Annotated in this window: 21 protein-coding genes; 12 read left to right on the forward strand and 9 right to left on the reverse strand. The window is 66.4% G+C overall.

Features of this window, described 5'->3' with window-relative positions; genetic code table 11:
- Positions 1–35 precede the first annotated feature (35 nt).
- The 4 genes from L1080_RS12660 (at position 36) to L1080_RS12675 (ending at position 3407) form a co-directional block, all read left to right on the forward strand.
- The gene (locus L1080_RS12660) at positions 36–665 is read left to right on the forward strand and encodes a TetR/AcrR family transcriptional regulator C-terminal domain-containing protein (protein ID WP_159921795.1); all 630 of its coding nucleotides are present in this window, start codon (positions 36–38) and stop codon (positions 663–665) included.
- A 120-nt stretch (positions 666–785) separates the two neighbouring features.
- Positions 786–1913 carry a lipase family protein gene (locus L1080_RS12665; RefSeq protein WP_250774289.1) on the forward strand — a complete coding sequence of 376 codons (1128 nt, stop codon included), beginning with the start codon at positions 786–788 and terminating at the stop codon, positions 1911–1913.
- A 94-nt stretch (positions 1914–2007) separates the two neighbouring features.
- Positions 2008–2739 carry a FadR/GntR family transcriptional regulator gene (locus tag L1080_RS12670; RefSeq protein WP_250774287.1) on the forward strand — a complete coding sequence of 244 codons (732 nt, stop codon included), beginning with the start codon at positions 2008–2010 and terminating at the stop codon, positions 2737–2739.
- Positions 2736–3407 carry a sterol desaturase family protein gene (locus L1080_RS12675; protein ID WP_159921789.1) on the forward strand — a complete coding sequence of 224 codons (672 nt, stop codon included), beginning with the start codon at positions 2736–2738 and terminating at the stop codon, positions 3405–3407. The genes L1080_RS12670 and L1080_RS12675 overlap by 4 nt, the downstream gene beginning before the upstream one ends.
- A gap of 61 nt (positions 3408–3468) precedes the next feature.
- Here the strand turns inward: L1080_RS12675 and L1080_RS12680 are convergent, their stop codons facing one another.
- Genes L1080_RS12680 through L1080_RS12695 form a run of 4 tightly spaced genes read right to left on the reverse strand, consistent with a single transcriptional unit; the run spans position 3469 to position 7293 of the window.
- Positions 3469–4218 carry a succinate dehydrogenase/fumarate reductase iron-sulfur subunit gene (locus tag L1080_RS12680; protein WP_109329337.1) on the reverse strand — a complete coding sequence of 250 codons (750 nt, stop codon included), beginning with the start codon at positions 4216–4218 and terminating at the stop codon, positions 3469–3471.
- Position 4219: 1 nt separating this feature from the next.
- Positions 4220–6151, reverse strand: a complete 1932-nt coding sequence (locus L1080_RS12685) for a fumarate reductase/succinate dehydrogenase flavoprotein subunit (RefSeq protein ID WP_250774278.1) — start codon at positions 6149–6151, stop codon at positions 4220–4222.
- Between the two features lie 36 nt (positions 6152–6187).
- Positions 6188–7012, reverse strand: coding sequence for a hypothetical protein (locus tag L1080_RS12690; RefSeq protein ID WP_159921783.1), 825 nt, complete (start codon positions 7010–7012; stop codon positions 6188–6190).
- Positions 7009–7293 carry a hypothetical protein gene (locus L1080_RS12695; protein ID WP_109329332.1) on the reverse strand — a complete coding sequence of 95 codons (285 nt, stop codon included), beginning with the start codon at positions 7291–7293 and terminating at the stop codon, positions 7009–7011. Before L1080_RS12695 ends, L1080_RS12690 begins: the two co-directional genes overlap by 4 nt.
- A gap of 173 nt (positions 7294–7466) precedes the next feature.
- Here L1080_RS12695 and L1080_RS12700 point away from each other — a divergent pair, with 173 nt between their 5' ends.
- Both L1080_RS12700 and L1080_RS12705 read left to right on the forward strand, forming a co-directional pair.
- Positions 7467–7853, forward strand: a complete 387-nt coding sequence (locus L1080_RS12700; RefSeq protein WP_159921781.1) for a VOC family protein — start codon at positions 7467–7469, stop codon at positions 7851–7853.
- Entirely contained in the window at positions 7850–8257 is a 408-nt protein-coding gene (locus L1080_RS12705; RefSeq protein ID WP_284708477.1) for a VOC family protein, read from the forward strand. Before L1080_RS12700 ends, L1080_RS12705 begins: the two co-directional genes overlap by 4 nt.
- Positions 8258–8293: 36 nt before the next feature.
- Here L1080_RS12705 and bioD read toward each other — a convergent pair whose 3' ends face one another.
- On the reverse strand, positions 8294–9004 hold the full coding sequence (gene bioD, locus L1080_RS12710; protein WP_250774276.1) for a dethiobiotin synthase: 711 nt from the start codon (positions 9002–9004) through the stop codon (positions 8294–8296).
- Entirely contained in the window at positions 9001–10143 is a 1143-nt protein-coding gene (locus L1080_RS12715) for an 8-amino-7-oxononanoate synthase (protein WP_250774274.1), read from the reverse strand. The genes bioD and L1080_RS12715 overlap by 4 nt, the downstream gene beginning before the upstream one ends.
- 77 nt (positions 10144–10220) lie before the next feature.
- Here L1080_RS12715 and L1080_RS12720 point away from each other — a divergent pair, with 77 nt between their 5' ends.
- Genes L1080_RS12720 through L1080_RS12735 form a run of 4 tightly spaced genes read left to right on the forward strand, consistent with a single transcriptional unit; the run spans position 10221 to position 17166 of the window.
- The gene (locus L1080_RS12720) at positions 10221–11534 is read left to right on the forward strand and encodes an adenosylmethionine--8-amino-7-oxononanoate transaminase (protein WP_250774272.1); all 1314 of its coding nucleotides are present in this window, start codon (positions 10221–10223) and stop codon (positions 11532–11534) included.
- A gap of 32 nt (positions 11535–11566) precedes the next feature.
- A complete protein-coding gene (gene glgX / locus L1080_RS12725) occupies positions 11567–13828 on the forward strand; it encodes a glycogen debranching protein GlgX (RefSeq protein WP_250774270.1) in 2262 nt (753 codons plus the stop codon).
- Between the two features lie 12 nt (positions 13829–13840).
- Entirely contained in the window at positions 13841–16228 is a 2388-nt protein-coding gene (treY, locus tag L1080_RS12730; RefSeq protein WP_250774262.1) for a malto-oligosyltrehalose synthase, read from the forward strand.
- Positions 16225–17166 (forward strand): NADP-dependent oxidoreductase, encoded by a 942-nt coding sequence (locus L1080_RS12735; RefSeq protein ID WP_250774259.1) that lies wholly within the window; start codon positions 16225–16227, stop codon positions 17164–17166. The genes treY and L1080_RS12735 overlap by 4 nt, the downstream gene beginning before the upstream one ends.
- Before the next feature lie 36 nt (positions 17167–17202).
- On the opposite strand, the gene L1080_RS12740 is transcribed toward L1080_RS12735, so the two are convergent.
- From L1080_RS12740 to L1080_RS12750, 3 genes are all read right to left on the reverse strand, one after another.
- Positions 17203–17550 carry a PLD nuclease N-terminal domain-containing protein gene (locus L1080_RS12740; RefSeq protein ID WP_250774257.1) on the reverse strand — a complete coding sequence of 116 codons (348 nt, stop codon included), beginning with the start codon at positions 17548–17550 and terminating at the stop codon, positions 17203–17205.
- A 137-nt stretch (positions 17551–17687) separates the two neighbouring features.
- The gene (locus L1080_RS12745) at positions 17688–18323 is read right to left on the reverse strand and encodes a TetR/AcrR family transcriptional regulator (protein WP_250774255.1); all 636 of its coding nucleotides are present in this window, start codon (positions 18321–18323) and stop codon (positions 17688–17690) included.
- A gap of 81 nt (positions 18324–18404) precedes the next feature.
- Positions 18405–18593: a DUF1918 domain-containing protein gene (locus L1080_RS12750; protein ID WP_109329317.1), complete on the reverse strand. Its 189-nt coding sequence runs from the start codon at positions 18591–18593 to the stop codon at positions 18405–18407.
- Positions 18594–18703: 110 nt separating this feature from the next.
- Here L1080_RS12750 and L1080_RS12755 point away from each other — a divergent pair, with 110 nt between their 5' ends.
- Together L1080_RS12755 and L1080_RS12760 are read left to right on the forward strand one after the other, a co-directional pair.
- Complete coding sequence (locus tag L1080_RS12755) at positions 18704–18847, forward strand: hypothetical protein (RefSeq protein ID WP_201453563.1); 144 nt, start codon at positions 18704–18706, stop codon at positions 18845–18847.
- 34 nt (positions 18848–18881) lie between these two features.
- On the forward strand, positions 18882–19304 hold the full coding sequence (locus L1080_RS12760; protein WP_250774253.1) for a hypothetical protein: 423 nt from the start codon (positions 18882–18884) through the stop codon (positions 19302–19304).
- Positions 19305–19319 lie beyond the last annotated feature (15 nt).

The following is a 19319-nucleotide window of genomic DNA, read 5'->3' on the forward strand; positions in this document are numbered from 1 at the left end:
TCAAAGCAAGGACCGAATACCTGAGGAGAACAGCAGTGCAATTGCGACGCGGCGACGTACTCGACGGCGCACTGGCCATCCTCGACGAATTCGGCCTCGCCGACCTCACGATGCGGAGGCTTGCGACCGCCCTCGGCGTCCAACCCGGCGCCCTGTACTGGCACTTTCCCAACAAGCAGACACTCCTCGGCGCTCTCGCTGACAAGATCCTCGAAGATGTCGACGCGCCCACCTCGGCTACCGGCTGGAACGAGGAGTTCGTCGAGCTGGCCCATCGCCTGCGTGGCGCCCTGCTGTCGCACCGCGACGGTGCCGAGCTCGTCTCCGCGACCTACGCCTCGCGGATGACCAACTCCCGCGTTCGGGAAACGTTCGCCGCCGTCGGGCTGCGATCCGGACTTTCCCGCGAGCACGCCGAGCTGGCGTCGTACTCGCTCCTCTACTACGTCCTCGGACACACGGTCGACGAGCAGTCGCGCGCACAGATGGAATCCGTCGGCGCCCTCACCCGCGCTGCGCTCTCCCCCGACGCCCCGACCTCGGAAATCGGCGCCTACGACGACGACCTCCTCGACGGTGATCCCGCGGTCCGATTCGACTTCGGACTCTCGCTGTTCGTCGACGGCATCCGTGCACGGCTGAAAGACCCCGCGCAGCACCCCTGAACGGGCACACTGAGTGGGCACACTCGTATCGATACTGAGTGGGCACACTCGTATCGAAAGCTGGGTGGGCACACTCACATCCGAGACCGAGTGGCTACCCGGTCACGCCAGGGGGTGACGATGAGGTCGACAGTCGGCCGCCGTGCCGGAATTGTTGTCGCGACGGTACTGGCCTTCTCCCTTTTCGCCGGCCCGGCTCCGAGCCCGTCGCAACCCGTCGGCGCACCGGGTGACGTGGTCGCGTCCTCGTCGGTGCCGCAGCAGATGTGGCCGCCGGGTGCCGCCACGGGTTCATTCTTGACCTACTGGACTACGGGGCCGTTAAACCGGCCCGCGCTCAGTACCGGCGCGACGTTTCTGCCACCTGGTGGACCGCCCCCTGGCGGGTGGCCCGTGGTGTCGTGGGCGCACGGAACGGTCGGGCTGGCCGACGTTTGCGCTCCCACCGCCACCGGGAACTTCGGCGGGCAATATGTCGAGCATTGGCTCCGCGAGGGATATGCCGTGGTGGCCACCGACTACGTGGGCCTCGGCACACCCGGTGTCCATCCCTATCTGGACGGTCCGACGGAAGCACACAGCATGATCGACATGGTGCGCGCCGCTCGCAGCGTGACGCCGTCACTGTCGAACCGCTGGCTTGCTCTCGGACAGTCTCAGGGCGGACACGCAGCGCTGGTCGCCGCTTCGATGGCGACCAGATATGCGCCCGAACTCGACTTCCGGGGCACGGTCGCAACCGGGGCGCCGTCGAACCTCGAACAGCTGGCACCTCTGGTGGGTCCGAATTTCCCACCGCTTCCCCTCACCGGGAGCACCGTGTTCGTCGCGTATGCCCTGGCCGGACTGCGGGCATCTCGCCCCGACCTCGACGTCGACAGTTACCTCAGCCCCCTCGGCGTCTCCGCGCTCGACCGCCTCGAGGAACTCTGTTACCAAGACGCAGCGCCGCAGCTACAGGGCGTCACCATCGGACAACTGATGTCCCGAAACCTCGACGACCCTGCCATCCTCGACGCGATTCGGGGCACCCTTGGAGTTCCCGTCCGTGGATACGACCGGCCACTCTTCATCGGCCAGGGACTGCTCGACGACATCGTCCCCGCAGCGTTCAGCTGGAAGTTGACCGCCGACCTTGCCGCCAACGGGCAAAGTTTCGTCTACCGCACCTACCCGACCGGGCATCTGCAGACCATGCCGGCGTCCCTGCCCGACACCACGCCGTTCGTCCGGCAGGCCTTCTCGTAGTCGCATACCCCCTAACGGCACCAGGCTTTCGCAATCCTTTCGGGGCTGGTCTTACCACTTGACCTCTTACCTATGGCCGCCCTATTGTGACTGCATGATGTTCGAGCCGATCGCGCGGAAGTCCGCATCCACCGAGGTTTTCGACCAGATCACCGCACGCGTGTTGGGCGGGGACCTCGCCGCGGGCGAATCGCTGCCCAGCGAGCGGCGACTCGCCGAGGCGTTCGGTGTGTCCCGGCCGGCCGTGCGCGAAGCGATCCAGAAGCTCGCGCAGGCCGGCCTCGTCGAAGTTCGTCAGGGCGATGCGACGTCGGTGCGCGACTTTCGGCAGCACGGTGGGCCCGAACTGCTGTCCCAGCTGCTGATCCGGAACGGACAACCCGAGTGGCCGGTCGTGCGGAGCGTCCTCGAGGCACGCCGGATGATCGGCACGCAGGTGGCCCGACTCGCCGCGAGCAGGGCAACACCCGACGCGGCGGCCGCCGTGCAGAACGCGGCCGAGACCCTGGCGGCCGCGAGCGATCCGGTCTCGCAACAGGTGCACGCCCTCACGTTCTGGGAGAGGGTGGTCGACGCGGCCGATTCGATCGCCTTCCGGCTCATTTTCAACAGCCTGCGCAACGCTTATGAGCCGACCATGACGGCCATGGCCGGCGTCATGGTTGCCGAGGTCGGGAGATCCGACCTCTATCACGCTCTCGCCGAAGCGGTTGCCGCGCACGACGAGGACACTGCCACCGGTGTCGCCGCCACCCTTCTCGACCTCGGGACTGCTGCGGTGACCACCGCCATCGACCAACTCCAACAACAGGAGCAGCACTCATGACGACACACTCTTCGGCAGATCGCCGCCGACGTCGGTCACTCACCCTGCGTGACGCTGCCGATCAATTCCGGCGCCACCCGTCCCCGTGGATGGTCGGCGGCATGCTGGCGGTCGCTGTCGCGGCACGATTGGCGGTGGGCGACTGGCACCTGAGCGATGCCGTCCTGCCGGTGGTGATGCTGGCGCTGTTCCCGTTCGCCGAATGGGTCATTCACGTCTGCATCCTGCACTGGAAACCCCGCAGAGTCCTGGGCCTGACCGTCGACTCGCTGCTTGCCCGTAAGCATCGCGAGCACCACGTCGATCCCCGGGACGTGCCTTTGGTCTTCATCCCCTGGCAGACCCTGACGTGGCTCATTCCGGTTCTCGCCGGTCTGTCCGTGCTGGCTTTCCCGCGCCTCGGCCTGGGGCTGACGTTCCTCGTCACACTGAGCGCTCTGGGCGTGGTGTACGAATGGACGCACTATCTGATCCACAGCGATTACAAGCCGAAATCCCGGTTCTATCGGGCGATCTGGCGCAGCCACCGGCACCATCACTACAAGAACGAGCACTACTGGTTCACGGTGACCACCACCGGAACGGCGGACCGCCTACTCGGCACTGCGCCCGACCCCGAGTCAGTGGAGAAGTCGCCGACCGCTCGCAGCCTCCACACCGTGCGCTGACGCCCCTGTGAGTACTTGTCAACCTCGGGATGTTAATAAGTACTCACGGGCGCCGCAGGCGCTAACCCCGGCGAAAGAGCTTGTTACCCAACCACACCAGCGGGTCGTATCGATGATCGACCACCCGTTCCTTCATCGGGATGATGGCGTTGTCCGTGATTTTGATTCCCTCGGGACACACCTCGGTGCAGCACTTGGTGATGTTGCACAGACCGAGACCGAACTCGTCCTGCGACGCGTTGCGGCGGTCAGCAGTATCGAGTGGGTGCATTTCGAGTTCCGCGACGCGAATGAAGTATCGCGGACCCGAGAACGCCGCCTTGTTGTCCTCGTGATCGCGCACGACGTGGCAGGTGTTCTGGCAGAGAAAGCACTCGATGCACTTACGGAATTCCTGAGACCGTTCCACGTCGATCTGCTTCATCCGGTACTCGCCCGGCGCCAGTCCGGGAGGCGGGGTGAACGACGGAACTTCTCGTGCCTTCAGGTAGTTGTACGACACGTCGGTGACGAGGTCGCGGATCACAGGGAAGGTCCGCAGCGGCGTTACCGTCACCACCTCGTCCTGAGTGAAGGTGGACATCCTCGTCATGCAGAGCAGCCGGGGGCGACCGTTCACCTCGGCCGAACACGACCCGCACTTACCTGCCTTGCAGTTCCACCGGACAGCCAGGTCGGGTGCCTGCGTGGCCTGAAGCCGGTGGATGATGTCGAGGACCACCTCGCCTTCGTTGACGGGAATCGAGTAGTCCTGCAGGGCGCCCCCGTCGACGTCACCGCGCCAGACCCGGAACTGTGCGTCGTACCCCATGTCAGGCCTTTCTCCCGGGATGCCCGGCGAGTTCCGCGTCGGTGTAGTACTTGGCGAGTTCGTCGGCCTCGAAGAGCTCCAGCAGGTCTGCCCGCATCGGCTCCTGCTGCTCCCGCGTGACCACCACATCGGGGATCACGGCATCCGGATGGGATGCCATGTCGCCGTCCACACTGCAGACGAGCAGGGTGTTGCGCCATTGCGCATCCATGGCGGGGTGGTCGTCCCGGGTGTGCCCACCGCGACTTTCCGTGCGGGTCAATGCCGCCCGCGCCACGCACTCGCTGACGAGGACCATGTTGCGCAGGTCGACGGCAAGGTGCCATCCGGGATTGAACTGACGGTGCCCTTCCACGACGACGGCACCGATCCGGCTCTTGATATCGGCGAGCTTGTCGAGTGCGCGCTCGATTTCGTCGGCCTTGCGAATGATGCCCACGAGGTCGTTCATGTTCTGTTGCAACTCGGTGTGCAGGGTATATGGATTCTCGACCGCTTCCCCCTCCTGCCCGGAGTCGAACGGCGACAGCAACATTCGTGCGGCCGCATCGACGGCTTCGTCCGACACGGTCGGCCGGTCCGTCAGCGAAGACACGTACTTCGCGGCGCCCAGCCCGGCGCGACGTCCGAAGACGAGGAGGTCGGAAAGCGAATTTCCGCCGAGCCGATTGGACCCGTGCATTCCGCCCGAGCACTCCCCCGCCGCGAAGAGACCCGGAACACTGGCCGCGCCGCTGTCGGGGTCAACCTCGATGCCTCCCATGACGTAGTGGCAGGTGGGGCCGACTTCCATCTGTTCCTTGGTGATGTCGACGTCCGCGAGTTCCTTGAACTGGTGGTACATAGACGGGAGCCGGCGCACGATCTCGTCGGCGGGCATCCGGGAGGCGATGTCGAGATACACGCCGCCGTGCGGTGTCTGCCGCCCGGCTTTGACTTCGGAGTTGATGGCGCGCGCGACCTCGTCGCGGGGCAGCAGATCGGGGGTACGGCGATTGTTGTCGGAGTCCTTGTACCAGCCGTCGGCCTCCTCCTCCGTCTCCGCGTATTGGCCCTTGAAGACCGGGGGAATGTAGCTGAACATGAACCGTTCACCCTCGGCGTTCTTGAGGACCCCGCCGTCGCCGCGCACGCCCTCGGTGACGAGGATGCCTTTGACACTCGGCGGCCACACCATGCCGGTCGGGTGGAATTGGACGAATTCCATGTTGATCAGGTTGGCCCCCGCACGCAGTGCGAGAGCGTGTCCGTCGCCGGTGTACTCCCAGGAGTTGGAGGTGACCTTGAACGACTTCCCGATCCCCCCTGTCGCCATCACCACGGCAGGAGCCTCGAAGAGGATGAATCGGCCGCTTTCCCGCCAATACCCGAACGCACCCGAGATGCGGTCGCCATCCTTGACCAGTTCCGAGATGGTGCATTCGGCGAATATCTTGACCCGCGCCTCGTAGTCGCCGGTGGCGGCGAAATCTTCCTGCTGCAGCGACACGATCTTCTGTTGCATCGTCCGGATCAGTTCGAGACCGGTGCGGTCACCGACGTGCGCCAGCCGCGGATACGTATGACCCCCGAAGTTGCGCTGGCTGATCCGCCCGTCCGGGGTGCGGTCGAACAACGCCCCGTAGGTCTCGAGTTCCCAGACTCGGTCGGGCGCCTCACGCGCATGCAGTTCGGCCATCCGCCAGTTGTTGAGGAACTTCCCCCCACGCATCGTGTCCTGGAAGTGGGTCTGCCAGGTGTCCTTGTCGTTCGCGTTGCCCATCGCGGCCGCGCAGCCACCCTCCGCCATCACGGTGTGCGCCTTGCCGAACAGCGATTTACAGACGACGGCGACGGACAGGCCTTGCTCGCGTGCCTCGATGACCGCTCGCAGTCCGGCGCCACCCGCACCTATCACCACGACGTCGTACCGGTGCCGTTCGACTTCCGTCATTCCACTCCCCTCGTGTTCGGCGGCTTCGATGCGCGGTCAGTTGATCAGTCGCAAGTCCGACAGAGTCCCACTGGACACGAGCATCACGTAGAAGTCGGTGATCATCAGCGTGGCGAGGGTGGTCCAGGCCAGCTGCATGTGGCGTACGTTGAGCTTGCTCACCTGGGTCCACAACCAGTAGCGGACGGGGTGCTTCGAGAAGTGGGTGAGCCGCCCGCCGACGACGTGCCGGCATGAATGGCAGGACACGGTGTACGCCCAGAGCAGGATGACGTTGCCGACCAGGATGAGTGTGCCCAGCCCGATGCCGAAACCCCCGTCCGCGCCGTGGAACGCTCGGATGGCGTCGTAGGTGTTGATCAGCGAGACGATCACCGCGACGTAGAAGAAGTATCGGTGGACGTTCTGGACGATCAGCGGAAGGCGTGTCTCACCGGTATAGGTTCGGTGGGGTTCGGCCACGGCACACGCCGGGGGCGAGAGCCAGATCGAGCGGTAATACGCCTTGCGGTAGTAGTAGCACGTGAGCCGGAACCCCAGGAGGAACGGCAACACGAGGAACCCGAGCGGAATGATCATCGGCAATTCGCCGATCGGAGTTCCGAAGTCACTCGACCCGGGCACGCACGAATCACTCAGGCAGGGTGAGTAGAACGGCGTCAGGTAGTGGTATTCCTCGGCGAAGTAGGCGGTCCGTACCCATGAACGAATCGACGCGTAGATCACGAACGCCGCGAGTCCGAGCACGGTCAGCAGCGGCGCCTGCCACCACCGGTCGGTGCGTAGTGTCCGTTCCGCGATTCGGGCACGCCTCGGGGACGCAACACCCAGATTTTCGGAATTTTTCGGTGGCGCGCTCATCCGCGCTCGTAGTGGCAGCCGCCGAGACCTTCGTCGTCGACACCCGCCCACATCGAGGCGTCGTAGGGGACGTCGGGGATCTTGATCCGCTCGACGGGTTCGCGGCGCGTGACATGCGGCGGCGACGTGTCGAGTTCCTGGGCATCGATCTCGAGGCGCTCGAGATCGTTACTGAGCCGGCGCACCTGTGCAGCGTCGCCATACATCGAACGCAACGACCCGACGCACCGCCGGAGGTGGTTGATCGTGCGATTCAATTCGAGCATTTCGGAGGTCGACATTGGACCCCTCCCAACCCAGACGGATGAACCCGTGACGCGTATCACACTACCGACTTCCCGCCGGATACGGGCGGCTTTTCGGCCCGGCGAGTCCCGCAGCGATGACTTTCCGCGATCGCACGAGTCCATACCTTCGGAAAGGCAACAGCACTCTCGAACATCTGGAGGAAATCATGGCCGACGCAGCCATCGGCAGCATCTTGCTCGCCAGCACACATCCTGAGCGACTGCGGGACTGGTATGCCGCAGCCTTCTCACCGAAGGTCGATCGCACGCCGGGCGAGCCGGGGTACGACGTACTCGACTTCGACGGTTTCTACATCATGATCGACCGCCGCGACGATGTCGGCGACACGAACCCCGAACCCGGACGCATCCTGCTCAACGTGGAGGTCGCCGATGCGCGCGCCGCCGCCGGGCGTCTCGACGACCTGGGTGTCACGTGGTTGTCGCCGCTCGAAGATCGCGACGGCAGCTGGTTCGGCACCGCGATCGACCCGGACGGAAACTACGTACAGATCATCGAGCTCAGCGAGCGTGCGCGAGCGGAGATGTCATGACCACTCGACAGGAAAGCGGGCGGACCGACGTGTTGGCCCAGTCGCGAGGATTCAGTGGATTCGCGGTGAACGACATTGCCGCCGCCGAGTCCTTCTACACCACCACCTTGGGACTCGAGGTGACCGAGGAGGAGATGGGATTACTGGGGCTGCATCTGCCGAACGGACCAGTGGTGCTCATCTACCCGAAACCCGACCACACACCGGCGACGTACACCATCGTGAACTTCGCCGTCGACGACGTCGACAAGACGGTCGACGCCCTGGCCGAACGCGGGGTGCACTTCCTGCGGTACGACGGTTTCGAGCAGGACGACAAGGGGATCATGCGCGGCAACGGCCCCGACATCGCCTGGTTCACCGACCCCGCCGGGAACATCCTGTCGGTGCTGTCCGAGTCCTGACCCGGCACCATGGCGTCGCTCGCCCGGTGCGCCCGATCAGTGTCCGGTCAGGAAGTTTCCGGTGAGCACCGACGTCCGCCAACCGCTGTCGAACCAACCCGGTGCTGCTGCGGAGAACGTCTCCGTGTCGAGGCTGCCGCTGCCCGCGGGCACACTGCCGACCACGCCGCTTCCCGTCACGACGGGCAGGTCGACGAGGTTGCAGCGCTCGGCGAGCCCGGGGTGATCGGGCCACGACCCGATGATCGTGCCGGCGCAGGACAGCCCGGCACCGGTGATGGCCCGGATGGTCAGTTCGGTGTGATTGAGGGTGCCGAGCCCGGCGGCCGCGACCACGACGACCGGCGCATCGAGCGCACGCGCAACGTCGACGAGCGTGAACCCGGCCTCCCCCATCCGGACCAGCAGACCACCGGCACCTTCGACGAGGACGAGGTCGTGCCCGGCATCGAGCGCCCGGACCGCCGCCACCACGTCGGCGCAGTGCAGCAGCGGCATACCGCTCCGCCGGGCCGCGGTGTCGGGGGCGAGCGGCTCGGGATAACGCGCGAGTTCCCGCACCGCGGTGACACCGGACAGCCGGGTCACCTCGGCGAGGTCACCCGGCTCTCCCGGGGCGACGCCCGTCTGCGCCGGTTTGCACACGGCGACGGAACGGCCCGCGGCCTGAGCCGTCGCAGCGAGTGCGGCGGTGACGACGGTCTTGCCCACATCGGTCGACGTTCCCGTCACCATGAGCACACTCATGCCGAGGCTCCCGCCACCACGCTGGTGAGCACCGTCTCGATCAGCGCCAATTCCTTTTCGTCCAATGTCGCCCGGGCGGTGAGTCGCAGTCGCGACGTGCCCTCCGGCACCGACGGCGGCCGGAAGCACCCGACATGCACACCCAGCTCCCGGCATGCGGCTGCCGCGTCGACCGCGCGCTGAGGATCACCGAGGATCACGGACACCACGGCGGATTCCGGAGTCGCGGCGCCGGTGAAACGCGCAAGGTCCCGCGCGCGGTCGAGCACGGCAGCCGCGCGGTGCGGTTCGCGTGTCAGCACCGACAGCGCCGCCCTCGCCGCTCCTACCGCGGCGGGCGCCAGACCGGTGTCGAAGATGAAGGTGCGGGCGGCGTCGATCAGATGGGCGCGCACCTTCTCTGAGGCCAGGACTGCACCGCCCTGGCTGGCAAGGGACTTCGACAGCGTCGCAGTGATCACGATGTCCGGTTCACCCGCGAGCCCGACCTCGTGGACCAGCCCCCGCCCGCCCTCGCCGCGCACACCGACACCGTGGGCCTCGTCGACCACGAGGACGGCGCCGGTGTCGCGACACACCCGGTGCATCGCGACGAGCGGTGCCAGATCGCCGTCAGCGCTGAAGACCGAATCGGTGACGACCAGGGCGCGTTCTTCCGACCGGGTGGCCAGCGCGGCCCGGACGAACTCGATGTCCGAGTGCGGCGCGACGACGACGCGGGCGCGGGAAAGCCGGCAGGCGTCGACGAGGGAGGCGTGGCTGCCCGCATCGCTGACGATCAACGACCCTGCCCCCGACAGCGCGGTCACAGCCCCGAGGTTGGCGGTGTAGCCGGACGAGAACACCAAGCCGGCCTCTGCGCCCACGAACTCGGCGAGTTCCGATTCCAGCAGTTGGTGTTCGGTGGTCGATCCCGTGACAAGACGAGAACCCGTCGCTCCCGCACCCCATCTGCGTAGAGCTGTCATCGCTCCGTGCAGTACCTCGGGATGACGGACGAGACCCAGGTAGTCGTTCGAGGCAAGGTCGATGAGTGCGCTTCCGGCCGTCCGCGGACGCAGCTCACGGCGCAGTCCGGCGACACGACGTCGATGCTCGACGTCGTCGAGCCACGTGGAGAAGGTGCGATCGTTGCTCACCTCCGGAACGATACGGGACTTGAACAGTGTTCAACCCGGGTGGGCCCCCTTTTCGTCCAGTGGCTAGGGTCACGAACGTGACCCATCCCAGCCTGACCGCCGAAGAGATCACGTCCCTCGACGCCTCGCTGCTGTGGCATCCCTACGGCGCCTTTCCCTCCTCCACCACCCCGCTGGTCGTGACCGAGGCCAGGGGCACGCGCCTCGTCCTGGCGGACGGGCGCGAACTGGTGGACGGAATGAGTTCCTGGTGGGCGGCAGTGCACGGCTATCGCCACCCCGTTCTCGATGCTGCGGCCGCGGAGCAACTGGGGCGGATGAGCCACGTCATGTTCGGGGGTCTCACCCACGAGCCTGCGGCGCGGCTGGCGCGACTGCTCGTCGACATCACGCCGGACGGGCTCGACAAGGTCTTCCTCGCCGACTCCGGTTCCGTGTCGGTCGAGGTGGCCGTGAAGATGTGCCTGCAGTACTGGCGGAGCCGGGGCAAGCCGCAGAAGCACCGGGTCCTGACCTGGCGCGGCGGCTATCACGGTGACACCTTCGCCCCGATGAGCGTCTGCGATCCGGACGGCGGGATGCATTCGCTGTGGACGGACGTGCTCGCCCGGCAGGTGTTCGCAGGACCGCCCCCACGCGACTTCGATCCGCAGTACGTCGACGAGTTCGAGCGCCTCGCACGCTCGCATGCCGACGAGCTCGCGGCGGTCATCGTGGAGCCGGTGGTCCAGGGTGCGGGCGGTATGCGCTTCCACGATTCCCGCTACCTGACGGAACTACGAAGAATCTGCGACGAGCAGGGACTCTTGCTGGTCTTCGACGAGATCGCGACAGGGTTCGGCCGGACCGGTGAGCTGTTCGCCGCCGAGCACGCGGGTGTCAGCCCGGACGTCATGTGTATCGGCAAGGCGCTCACCGGCGGGTACCTCACGCTCGGGGCCACCCTCTGCAGCACCGAGGTGGCCGAGACCATCAGCGCCGGGGATGCCGGTGGACTGATGCACGGTCCCACGTTCATGGCCAATCCCCTCGCGTGCGCTGTCGCCGTCGCCGCCGTCGAATTGCTGCTCGCGCGCGACTGGCGGGGTGAGGTCGCGGCGCTGCACCGCGGACTCGAGTCCGGCCTCGCTCCTGCCCGCGACCTGCCCGGCGTGCGGGATGTGCGGGTGCTCGGCGGTATCGGCGTCATCGAACTCACCGACCCCGTCGACATGCAGGCGGCGACCGACGCGGCGGTGGACGCCGGGGTCTGGCTTCGACCGTTCCGCAACCTGATCTACGCCATGCCTCCCTACGTGTCCACCGGGGACGACGTGCGGAACATCACAGCCGGAATGCTTGCCGCGGCAGGTAGCTCGCGCGGCGCCGGAAGCCCTCTCGCCTCGAGCTGAGCGCCGGGGCGCCGCGGGCTAATGTTCTTCTCATGACTGCCAGCGACGAGATCGGCACCACACACATCCCCGTGTGGCCCGGAACGGCCTACCCACTGGGCGCCACCTATGACGGCGCAGGGACGAATTTCGCGGTCTTCTCCGAGGTCGCGGAGGCGGTCGACCTCTGCCTCATCGCCCGGGACGGAACCGAGACCAGGGTGCGTCTCGACGAGGTGGACGGGTACGTCTGGCATGCCTATCTGCCGACCGTCGAACCCGGACAGCGGTACGGATACCGCATCCACGGCCCGTGGGATCCCGCGGCGGGACATCGCTGCGACCCCAGCAAGTTGCTCCTCGACCCGTACGGCAAGGCGTTCGACGGGGAGTTCGACGGGGATCGGTCGTTGTTCTCGTACGACATCGATCTGCCCGAGCCGGCGGAAGACGCCGACCCCGCGGCCGGCACCGACGCCGAGGGCGTTGCCGCGGCCGACAGTGGCCAGGACGAAGACGCGCAGAACGGCGCCGAGCAGAACGAGGACGACCCCGGTTCTCCCCTGCCCGGGCACGATTCGCTGGGCCACACCATGACGACCGTGGTGATCAACCCGTTCTTCGACTGGGCCACCGACCGGGCGCCGAAACGCCCCTATCACGAGACGGTCATCTACGAAGCCCACGTCAAGGGGATGACCGCGACGCACCCCGATGTACCCGAGGAGCTCCGCGGCACGTACGCCGGTCTCGCCCATCCCGCAATCATCGATCATCTGGTCGATCTCGGCGTCACCGCGATCGAATTGATGCCGGTGCACCAGTTCATGCACGACCAGACGCTGCTCGACAAAGGTCTGCGTAACTACTGGGGGTACAACACCTTCGGCTTCCTCGCTCCCCACACGGGCTACTCGTCCGCCGAGAAGCCCGGTGGCGCGGTGTCCGAGTTCAAGGCGATGGTGCGCGCCTTCCACGAGGCCGGCATCGAGGTGATTCTCGACGTCGTCTACAACCACACGGCCGAGGGAAACCATCTCGGCCCCACGATCAGCTTCCGCGGCATCGACAACGCCGCCTACTACCGGCTCGTCGACGGTGACCTCGAGCACTACATGGACTACACGGGAACGGGCAACAGCCTCAACGCCCGCCATCCCCACACGCTGCAACTGATCATGGATTCGCTCCGCTACTGGGTGACCGAGATGCACGTCGACGGTTTCCGTTTCGACCTCGCCTCCACGCTGGCCCGGGAACTACATGACGTCGATCGACTGTCCGCCTTCTTCGACCTCGTGCAGCAGGATCCGATCGTCAGCCAGGTGAAACTCATCGCCGAGCCGTGGGACGTCGGCGAGGGTGGTTACCAGGTGGGCAATTTCCCAGGACTGTGGACCGAGTGGAACGGCAAGTACCGCGACACGGTTCGGGACTACTGGCGCGGTGAGCCCGCCACCCTCGGCGAGTTCGCCTCCCGCCTCACCGGCTCCTCGGACCTCTACGAGGCGACGGGCCGCCGTCCCGGTGCGAGTATCAACTTCGTCATCGCTCACGACGGATTCACCTTGCGCGACCTCGTCTCCTACAACGAGAAGCACAACGAGGCCAACGGCGAGGACAACAACGACGGCGAAAGCCACAACCGTTCGTGGAACTGTGGTGTCGAGGGACCGACGGACGACCCCGAGGTGCTCGACCTCCGTGGCCGTCAGAGCCGCAACATCCTGGCCACCCTGATGCTCAGCCAAGGCACTCCGATGATCGCGCACGGCGACGAGATGGGCCGGACTCAGCAGGGCAACAACAATGTGTACTGCCAGGATTCGGAATTGTCGTGGATGGACTGGTCACTCGCCGACACCAACGCCGACCTCGTCGAGTTCACCAAACGAGTGATCGACCTGCGGGCCAAGAACCCGGTGTTCCGCAGGCGACGTTTCTTCGATGGCACCCCCATCCGCAGCGGGGACCAGACTCGGGACATCGCCTGGCTCACCCCGTCCGGTGAGGAGATGACACCCGCGGACTGGGACAGCGGGTTCGGCAAGTCGCTGGCCGTGTTCCTCAACGGTGAGGGGATCCCTGAGCCCAATCATCGCGGCGAGCGGGTCGTCGGGGATTCGTTCCTGATGTGTTTCAACGCCCACGACGACGCCATCGAGTTCTCGACGCCGAACTCCGATTACGCGAACGAGTGGACCGTGGTGCTCGACACCGCGGTGCCGACGGGGTCGAACGACGCGGTGATCGAGGCCGGGAAGCCGCTCGAGGTCGAGGCGCGCTCGCTGGTCGTGCTGCGACGGACCGCCTGAGGCCGGGCGAGCATGGGGAATCCGACGATTACCGCGACCTATCGGCTCCAGCTGCGCGGCGACGCCTTCACCTTGACGGACGCCGCTGCGGTCGCCGACTATCTCGACGACCTCGGCGTCTCACACGTCTACCTGTCGCCGATCCTCACCGCCAGCAAGGGTTCGACACACGGGTACGACGTGACCGATGTGACGACCGTGTCCCCGGCACTCGGTGGTCGGGAGGCTCTCACAGCCCTGTCCGAGGAGCTACGGCGGCGGGGAATGGGACTCGTCGTCGATCTCGTTCCCAACCACGTGGGCGTCGCCAACCCCCGCGAGAATGCCTGGTGGTGGGACGTTCTCACCCACGGACAGCGATCCGACTACGCCGACTTCTTCGATATCGACTGGCGGCCGGACAACGGTGCGAACGGGAAGCTGGCGCTCCCCGTTCTGGGATCGGACTCCGACCTCGACGCGTTCACGGTCGACCGCACCGGCGAAGAACCGCTTCTCGCGTTCTACGAACACCGCTTCCCGATCGCCCCGGGCACCGACTCGGAAGACGCGCGGGCCGTGCACGACGCGCAGTCGTATCGCCTGGTCCCGTGGAACTCGGGAATCATCGGCTACCGGCGGTTCTTCGCGGTCAGTGATCTCGCCGGGATCCGACAAGAGGACCCACGCGTGTTCGACGCCTCACACCGCGAGCTGCAGAGCTGGATCGCGGACGACCTCGTCGACGGTGTGCGCATCGACCATCCCGACGGGCTGGCCGATCCGGCGGGTTACCTCGACCGGCTCCGCGCCATGATCGGCCCGGATCGGTGGCTCGTGATCGAGAAGATCCTGGGTCATGAGGAACCACTCGACGATCACCTGCCGATCGACGGCACCACCGGATACGACGCGCTGGCCGAACTGGGTGGGGTGTTCCTCGATTCGTCCGGGGCGCCCGCGCTGACTGCGCTGTCTGCGGCCCGAACCGAAGAGCGGGGAGACAGCGCCTGGCTTCGACAGCGCGAACCCGAGATCAAACGAGAAGTGGCGAGCACGATGCTCGCTCCGGAGGTCCGGCGGCTGGTGCGGGCGATCCTTCGGGAAGCCGACGGCGACTACGTCGTCGAGGACGTCCGAGACGCGGTCATCGCGGTGGTCGCGGCCATGCCCGTGTACCGGTCCGACTACAGTCCCCTCGCCGGCCTGGCGCACCGGGTGATCGGGAGCGTGGTCGCCGAAGCGCCGCGCATGGCGGAGCCGTTGGCGGCATTGGCGTCGGCCCTCATTCGTGGGGGTGAGGCCGCAACGCGGTTCCACCAGGTGTGCGGTGCGGTCATGGCGAAATCCGTCGAGGACTGCCTGTTCTATCGCACCTCTCGCCTCGTCTCGCTCCAGGAAGTGGGTGGTGATCCCGCGACGGTGGGCGTGTCCCCCGCCGAGTTCCACCTGGCGTTCGCCGGGCGGGCGACGCGGTGGCCGAGGGCGATGACCACCCTGTCCACCCACGACACGAAGCGCGGTGAGGATGTCCGCGCACGTATCGGCGTCTTGTCCCAGGTGCCGAGCCTGTGGGCGGAGTGCGTGGATCAATGGGAGCGCATCGCCCCCAGTCCCGACCCGGCCCTCGGATTGTTTCTGTGGCAGAACCTGTTCGGGGTCTGGCCGGTGGACGGCCGCGCGGCCGCGGACGTTCCGGACTTCCGCGATCGCATCCACGCCTACGCCGAGAAGGCGGTCCGCGAGGCGGGCACCCGCACATCCTGGAACGATGTCGACGAAGAATTCGAACGCGATTTCCATCGCTGGCTGGACACGGTGATCGACGGTGCCGTCGGCAACGCCCTCGGTTCGATCTGCACCCAGCTGGCACCCCACGGTTGGTCGGACGCTCTGGGCCAGAAGCTGCTCCAGCTCTGTGGACCCGGGATACCGGATGTCTATCAGGGAACGGAGTTGTGGGAAGACTCGCTCGTCGACCCCGACAACCGGCGCCTGGTGGACTACGACGTTCGCCGACGCGCGCTCGACGGACTCGACCTCCCTCCTGTCGACGCCACCGGCGCGGCCAAGCTCCACGTTGTTCGTACCGCACTCAGGCTGCGCCGAACACGTCCCGAAAGTTTCGACACGTACACACCGGTGTTCGCCTCGGGAAGTGCGGCCGCCCACCTGATCGGCTTCGCGCGGGGCCGATCCGGTGCGGCCCAGGATGTCATCGCTCTCGCGACCCGGCACAGCGTCCGGCTCAGCGAACGCGGTTGGGGCGACACCGGATTCACGTTGCCGGAGGGTTCGTGGACGAACCTGCTGACCGCCGAGGACGTAGAGTCCGGCCACGTTCGGCTGTCCAGCCTGTTCGATCGCTACCCGGTGGCCCTGCTCAGCCGAACTTCGGTAGCCGAGTTGCCTGGGTCATGACGCGACGCGTCGTTGCCCGAGGTTACGGAGGTCCCGAGGTCCTCACTGTCGTGGAGGTCGACCCGGTGCCGCCGGCGCGCGGTGAGGTCGCGATCGAAGTCCGGGCGATCGGCGTCAATCCCATCGACTACAAGCGGTACAGCGGCGCGTTCGGTACCGATCCCGATTCCCTGCCGATGGGCCTGGGTGCCGAGGCGGCCGGCGTGATCGTCGAGGTCGGCGAGGATGCGACGGGTCCGGACGGGCCCCTATCGCCCGGTGACGAAGTGATCGCATACCCGGTCGACGGGGCGTACGCGGATCGACTCGTCGTCGGCGCGGATTCCGTTGTCCGCAAACCGCCGTCGCTGCCGTGGAACGAGGCCGCCGGGCTCCTGGTGGCCGGTACGACCGCAGTCGAGACACTCGACGTCATCCAGGTCGGTTCGGGAGATCTGGTTCTCGTCCACGGAGCGGCCGGCGGTGTCGGGTCGTGCGTCGTCCAAGTGGCCTGCGGCCGGGGCGCGACGGTGATCGGCACGGCCCGGCCGGGACATCACGACTACGTCCGGTCGCTCGGCGCCACCCCGGTGTCCTATGGAGACGGTCTTGCAGATCGCGTCCGCGTCCTCGCGCCGGATGGCGTGGACGCCGTGATCGACACGGTCGGCGGCGAGGAGGCTGTCGACGTGTCCGTCGCATCGGTACGCGACCCGTCCCGGATGGTCACGACCCTGGCAGTACCGCGTGCGGTCGACGCCGGCTTCCTCGGCGTGGGTGGCAAGAATCCGGCCAGTCGAGAAGTGCGACGACGCCTCCGATCGGTGGTCGTCGATCTCGCGGACCGCGGCGACCTCAGGGTGCGGGTCGCCCGGACGTACTGGCTTGCCGAGGCCGGACGCGCCCACACAGAACTTGCCGGTCCCCATCCTGCGGGGAAGTTCGTCCTGCTTCCGTAAAGGCTGCGCCGCCTCAGGGCTCGCCGGACTCTTGCCTCAGGGCTCGCCGGACTCTTCGCTCCGACGCCGCGCGATACGGCGTTGCTCTTCGGCGCGTTCGCGGCACTGGCGGAGAAACGCTTCGTCGTCGTCCGGGTTCTGTGCCACGTGACGGCCGGGGCGCTCGTACTCGCCGAACCCGCCTGTCGTGCCCGGTCTGCGGACTCCTGCACCGCGGCCGACGAACAACCAGACCAACGACCCGACGGTCGGCAGGAGCAGCACGATCAGCAGCCACACCATCTTGGGCAAGTGCCGAATATCCGAATCGTCTCGCGTGATTACGTCGACGAGGCAGTAGACCCACAACAGCAGAGTGACGAGACCGAAGACAAAGTACGGCACCGAGATTCCCCCTCCGAAGCGCGCCGGGAATGCCGAGCGCGGTGTCCCACGGAATGACGTGTCGTGAAACGGCGGTGTCCATGGAATTACTGTGTCCATGGAATTACTGCGCCCATGAAACCACAGAGCGTTCCGGGTCAATGGAGCAGGCTTGCCCTGATCATCTCCTTGACCCAGTTGCGGTACTCGTCGATGTTCCACCCGCAGTCGTGCCGAAGCATGGAATGAACCTGGGGTGAGACGACGGTGAAGAGCACGTCCGCCGCTCGCTGCACGGAGATCTCCGGTCGCAGCAGGTCGTGCGCGGCAAGCCCTTCGGCAAGGGTCATCGCGTTCGCGGCGGACGCTCGGGCGCCCTCCTCGGCGAATCGCCTCATGTCCTCGTCGGCGCCCGAACTCTTGATCGACGTCAACATGAGAGTCCCAGCCCGTTCGAGGACGTCAGCGCCGTACCCCACCACTTCGTCGAGGATGCGTTCGACCGGATCGCCGTCGCGAGAGGCAGACGCATACACGGTCGGCATGCTGTCGTCGCCGCCCTCGATGGCGGCGGCGAGCGCCTCGTGGAACAGCTCGGCCTTCCCACCCGGGAACGCCGTGAACACCGTCCGCGTTGCGACTCCCGCTGCTTCGGCAACCGTGCGCACCGTGGTGCTCACATAGCCCCGGTCCACGAACAGTCGGGCCGCAGCATCCCGGACGAGGACGCGGGTGCGGCGCGCCGACTCCGCGCGCAACGGCGAACTGTAGGTCCTTCTGACCGGTTCCAGCACGAACTCATGCTAACCGCATTGGAAGCAGCGCCCCTGCAACCAATGCGGTGAGTCGCCGTGGTCCACCCACGCGTCGATGCCCTACGACTGCGGATGTTCCACCCAGGCGTCGGGCCCTGGAAACACCAGCGCTTCGTGACCGTCGTCGTACCGGACCAGGTAGGGCGGTTCGCCGTTCTCCCCATGTACCTCCACGACTTCGGCGGTGTGCGCGTGCGCTCCCACAACCCTGCCCTGGACGTGCAACCGGTCTCCCACTGCTACGTGCATGACTGCTCCTCGCGATACTGGACTCGTCACCTCAAGCTTGCTACTTCGCGACCGCCGGCGAAAGGGCTGACTCACCGGCATGTGCAGACTCGATGTGCCATCGTGGGGACATGGCAACCTACCGATACCTCGACAAGGACCACAACGTCTTGGAAGAGCACGACTTCGGCACCGTGCAGGATGCCGAGGAACACCGACTGTCGGTCCTCGGCGCCGAAATCATCGAGAAGGTCGAAGACTCCGGCAAGGACTGAGCGCCCCCGTGCCGACGCGTGGGAACCGTCGCTCATGACCGATGCCAGATCCGTTCTCATCGTGGTGGATGCCGCGAACGTCGTCGGTTCCAGGCCCGATGGTTGGTGGCGTGATCGCGGCGGTGCCGCCCGGCGATTGCTCGTGAATCTGGCCCGGTGGCAGGAACGCCTCGATGAACCACCCGAGGTGATTGCCGTGCTCGAAGGCGCTGCGCGAGTCGCGGTCGCCGACGAGGCGAAGGTGAATTCGCAACAGCTGCGGGTGGTGCGGGCAGACGAATCCGGTGATGACGCAATCGTCGGGATCGTGGCTGAAGCGGTCGAAACGAACAGCGACCGGCCGGTCAGGGTGGTGACGGCGGATCGCGGACTCCGCGCTCGGGTCGAGGCGCTCGGGGCCGGCACAGTCGGACCCCGGTGGCTGCTCGATCGAATCGAATCACCCGGAGAACAGTGAATCATCCGGAGATCA

It is taken from the genome of Rhodococcus sp. MSC1_016 (assembly GCF_023667485.2).
GTDB lineage: Bacteria > Actinomycetota > Actinomycetes > Mycobacteriales > Mycobacteriaceae > Rhodococcus_F > Rhodococcus_F oxybenzonivorans.